At 65.1% G+C, this 4,029-nt stretch carries 4 protein-coding genes and 1 pseudogene; all 5 read left to right on the forward strand.

The annotated features are described in order from the left end of the window. Positions 1–419 (forward strand): annotated as a pseudogene (locus tag C1D09_RS20215) (peptidylprolyl isomerase); the annotation flags it as partial. Next, positions 416–1,426: an anthranilate phosphoribosyltransferase gene (gene trpD, locus C1D09_RS20220; protein ID WP_143975975.1), complete on the forward strand. Its 1,011-nt coding sequence runs from the start codon at positions 416–418 to the stop codon at positions 1,424–1,426. The pseudogene C1D09_RS20215 and the gene trpD, both read left to right, overlap by 4 nt. A gap of 3 nt (positions 1,427–1,429) precedes the next feature. Further along, entirely contained in the window at positions 1,430–2,278 is an 849-nt protein-coding gene (trpC, locus tag C1D09_RS20225; RefSeq protein ID WP_143975976.1) for an indole-3-glycerol phosphate synthase TrpC, read from the forward strand. A 66-nt stretch (positions 2,279–2,344) separates the two neighbouring features. Beyond that, entirely contained in the window at positions 2,345–2,827 is a 483-nt protein-coding gene (gene moaC / locus C1D09_RS20230) for a cyclic pyranopterin monophosphate synthase MoaC (RefSeq protein ID WP_143975977.1), read from the forward strand. Beyond that, positions 2,827–4,029 (forward strand): molybdopterin molybdotransferase MoeA (locus tag C1D09_RS20235; RefSeq protein ID WP_143975978.1); only part of this gene is annotated, 1,203 nt, incomplete at its 3' end. The genes moaC and C1D09_RS20235, both read left to right, overlap by 1 nt.

Here is a 4,029-nt window from a genome sequence, read left to right on the forward strand (position 1 = left end):
CCGAGACCGCCAAGCGGCTGGCCGCCAAGGCGAGCGAGCTCGACAAGCGGCTCAAGGCCGGCGCCACGCTCGATGTCATCGCCGGTGATCTCAAGCTGGAGAAGCAGACGAAGCGCGGCCTGAAGCGCGAAGCCGACGATGCCGATTTCGGCAAGGAAGGTGCTGCCGCGATGTTCGGCGTCGGCGAAGGCGGCACCGGCTTGATCCCCTCGCCCACCGGTGACGGGCAGATATTGTTCAAGGTCGCAGAAGTCTTCGAGCCCGCTGGAGCGGATGCCAGCTCGGTGCCGGACGACGCACAGAAATCCTTCACTTCCGGCATGTCGGACGACCTGCTCGACCAATTGGTGGCGCAGTTGCAGACGCAGTATGACGTCCGCATCGACCAGGCCGCCGTTGCCCAAGCCTCGACAAGATGAGCGCGCTGAAAACCCATATCGCCAAGGTGGCCGCAGGGACCGCGCTTTCCTTCGAGGAAGCACGCGAGGCCTTCGACATCATCATGTCGGGCGATGCGACCCCCGGGCAGATCGGCGGCTTCCTGATGGCGCTGCGCGTACGTGGAGAGACGGTGAGCGAGATTTCCGGCGCTGTCGCCACCATGCGGGCCAAGATGCTGCGCGTCGAGGCGCCCGCGGGTGCCATCGATATCGTCGGCACGGGCGGCGACAATTCCCATAGCGTCAACATTTCGACGGGCTCGGCCTTCGTCATCGCCGCCGCCGGCGTGCCGGTCGCCAAGCACGGCAATCGCGGCCTGTCCTCACTGACCGGCGCGGCCGATGTCCTGACCGCGCTTGGGGTCAAGATAGACATTTCGCCGGAGACGATCGGCCGTTGCATCCATGAGGCCGGCGTCGGCTTCATGTTCGCGCCCGCGCACCATCCGGCCATGAAACATGTCGGCCCGACCCGCGTCGAACTCGGCACCCGCACCATCTTCAACCTGCTCGGGCCCCTCTCCAATCCGGCTGGCGTCGTCAGGCAGATGGTGGGTGTGTTTCTGCCGGAATGGATCGTGCCGGTGGCCGAGACATTGAAGGCGCTGGGCACCGAGCATGCCTGGGTCGTTCATGGCGACGGCTATGACGAAATCACCACCACCGGCGAGACGCAGGTGGCGGAACTGATCGGCGGTGAGATCCGCAGCTTCACACTGACCCCGGAAGAGGTCGGACTGAAGCGTCACACCAAGGACGAGCTGCGCGGTGGCGACGCCGCCTATAATGCCAAGGCCATGCGCGACATGCTGGGTGGCGCTGCTGGCGCCTATCGCGACACCGTGCTGATGAATGCCGGCGCCGGGCTGGTGATCGGGGGCAAGGCGACGACGCTCGGCGACGGCATCGCGCTCGCAGCGCAAGCCATCGACAGCGGCCGGGCGCTGCAGGTGCTCGACCGGCTGATCGAAATCTCGAACGGGTGAACCGTGTCTGACATTTTGCGCAAGATCGAGGCTTACAAGCGCGACGAGATCGCCGCCGCCCAGGCACGCGTGCCGCTGGCCGAGGTCAAGGCGCGGGCGAAGGACGCCGACGCACCACGCGGCTTCCTCGCGGCACTCCGGGCGAAGCGCAGATCGGGTCGCTTCGCCCTGATCGCCGAAATCAAGAAGGCAAGTCCTTCCAAGGGGCTCATTCGTGCCGATTTCGATCCGCCGGCACTGGCGCAGGCCTATGAGAAGGGCGGCGCCGCCTGTCTTTCGGTGTTGACCGATGCACCGTCCTTCCAGGGCGCGCCGGAATTCCTCACCAGGGCTCGGGCAGCCGTCGCCCTGCCCGCGCTTCGCAAGGATTTCCTGTTCGACCCCTACCAGGTTTATGAGGCACGCGCCTGGGGCGCGGATGCCATCCTGATCATCATGGCCAGCGTCGACGATGCCTTGGCGAGCGAATTGGAAGCGACCGCATTCGAACTCGGCATGGATGCGCTGATCGAGGTGCATGACGAGGCCGAGACGATGCGCGCGCTAAAACTGTCGTCGCGCCTGATCGGCATCAACAACCGCAATCTGAGAACGTTCGAGACCAGCCTCGAAACTTCCGAACGGCTGGCAACGATGGTGCCGGCCGACCGCTTGCTGGTCAGCGAGAGCGGCATCTTCACACATGACGATTGCCTCAGGCTGCGGAAGAAGGACATCGGCACCTTCCTTGTCGGCGAGAGCCTGATGCGGCAACAGGATGTCACCGCGGCGACCCGCATTCTGCTGACCGGCAAGGCTCTGGATGCATCGGCCCGAAAATCGGAATCGATTTTCGGAGGGCACGATGCATAGATTCAAAGCAATAGAGCGTACTTTGTGCGTCCGAATGGACGCACGTCGCTCCATGGCCGTCTGACGATGAAGGCCGCCCTCACCCATCTCGGCGCGCAGGGCGAGGCCAATATGGTCGATGTCGGCGACAAGCAAGAGACGACCCGCACCGCGATCGCCGAAGGGTTCGTCTCGATGCTGCCCGAGACGCTGAAGACCATCCTCGCCGGAAACGCCAAGAAGGGCGATGTGCTCGGCACCGCCCGCATCGCCGGCATCATGGCGGCGAAGAAGACGCACGAGCTGATCCCACTCTGCCATCCACTGCTCTTGACCAAGGTTTCCGTCGATATCGAGCCCGACCATGCGCTGCCCGGCCTGAAAGTCACCGCGCTGGCGCGCGTCACCGGCAAGACCGGCGTCGAGATGGAAGCGTTGACCGCTGCCTCCGTTGCGTGCCTAACCATTTACGACATGGCAAAGGCGGTCGACCGCGCCATGATCATTTCCGGTGTCCGTCTGGTGGAAAAGACCGGCGGCAAGTCCGGCGACTACAAGGCTGAGGCCTGATGGCACTGGTTCCGGTGGCGGAGGCGCTTGAGCGCCTGCTGGATGGCGCAGCCCCCCTGGCCAGCGAAAGCGTGCCTCTGTTCGAGGCAGTTGACCGGGTGCTGGCGGAACCACTCGTGGCGCTGCGCACCCAGCCACCGTTCAATGCTTCGGCCATGGATGGCTATGCGGTCCGGGCGGCCGATGTGGCGTCTGTGCCGTCGAAACTTTCGGTGATCGGCATGGCGCCGGCCGGGCGGGGCTTCGAGGGCTCCGTCGGCGAGCGCCAGGCGGTGCGCATCTTCACCGGCGCGCCGCTGCCCGATGGCGCCGACACCATCGTCATCCAGGAAAACGTCCGCAACCTCGGCGGCGGAAGCATCGAAGTGATCGAACCGACGGCGGAATGGCGCAACATCCGCCGCATCGGCCTCGATTTTTCGAAAGGCGATGTCCTGCTTGAAAGCGGTCGGCTACTCGATGCGGCGGCGCTCTCGCTGACGGCCTCGGCCAACCATCCCAGAGTGAACGTTGTCAAACGGCCGCTGGTCGCCATCATCGCTACGGGCGATGAGTTGCTGCCGCCCGGCAGCGATCTCGGACCGGACCAGATCATCTCGTCCAACGCCTATGGCGTCGCCGCTGCCGCGCAATCGGTCGGCGCCCGCGCGCTCGATCTTGGCATTGCCGCAGACCGCAAGGACGCCATCGCAGCGTTGGTCAAAGAAGCGGTCGCGGCCGGCGCGGATGTCATCGTCACGCTTGGCGGCGCCTCGGTCGGCGACCATGACCTGATCCATGACGTGCTGACCGGCGAAGGCATGACGCTCGGCTTCTGGAAGATCGCCATGCGCCCCGGCAAGCCGCTGATGTTCGGACGCCTCGGCGCCATCAGATGCATCGGCCTGCCTGGCAACCCGGTGGCAAGCCTGGTCTGTTCGCAATTGTTCCTCAAGCCGCTTCTGGCAAGGCTCGGCGGCCGCAACCATCGCCAGGACATCCGCCCGGCGCGGCTGGGCGCCGCAATGCTGGCCAATGATCTGCGCCAGGACTATGTGCGGGCGGTGGTCAGGGAAGACGATGGGGGCCTGATGGCGACGCCGTTCAGCATCCAGGATTCGTCCATGCTGAGGACGCTGGCGGACGCCAATGGGCTGATCGTTCGGATGCCATTTGCCCCTGCATCCGCCGCCGGAGATTCCTGCAGCGTACTGATGCTACGC

The sequence above is a fragment of the Mesorhizobium intechi genome, assembly GCF_002879535.1.
In the GTDB taxonomy this organism is placed as follows: Bacteria; Pseudomonadota; Alphaproteobacteria; order Rhizobiales; family Rhizobiaceae; genus Mesorhizobium; species Mesorhizobium intechi.

Bases quoted from the DNA above. Each gene is read 5' to 3' on its own strand.
- moaC (WP_143975977.1), top strand. From the start codon at position 2,345: ATGAAGGCCGCCCTCACCCATCTCGGCGCGCAGGGCGAGGCCAATATG.
- trpD (WP_143975975.1), top strand. From the start codon at position 416: ATGAGCGCGCTGAAAACCCATATCGCCAAGGTGGCCGCAGGGACCGCG.